The organism is Mesorhizobium sp. M7A.F.Ca.US.010.02.1.1 (assembly GCF_004023085.1).
Lineage (GTDB): Bacteria > Pseudomonadota > Alphaproteobacteria > Rhizobiales > Rhizobiaceae > Mesorhizobium.
On the sequence record NZ_RZRV01000149.1, the window covers coordinates 1 to 372 of the forward strand.

A 372-nucleotide genomic window follows, 5' to 3' on the forward strand; every position below is an offset into this window, starting at 1 on the left:
TCACTGAGGCAAATGCGAACACGGCGCCCATGACTGATGCGCCGGTAATGAGCCCGAGGTTGCGCGACAAATTGAGCAATCCGGAAATGACGCCCCGCTGGTCCGGGCGGATATCCGACATGACGGCGGTGTTGTTGGCCGTTTGGAACAGCGCATAGCCTGATGTGATGACTGTGATCGAGGCGATATAGCCAGGGAGCGTTGCCGCCATCATGGACAGAATGAAGCAACCGGCCGCTATCGCGATGAGCCCAATGATGGTCATGCGCGCAGCGCCAAAACGGTCCGCTATACGGCCAGCTGGCACACCGGTCAGCGCGGCGACAAGCGGACCGACCGACATGACGATCCCAACAAGAGCCGCGTCGAGCC

The 372-nt window shown here is 60.8% G+C and carries 1 protein-coding gene; it reads right to left on the reverse strand.

From position 1 onward, the window contains the following. Positions 1–372: MFS transporter (locus tag EOA19_RS35130; RefSeq protein WP_128306122.1), on the reverse strand; the 372-nt coding region annotated here is incomplete at both ends.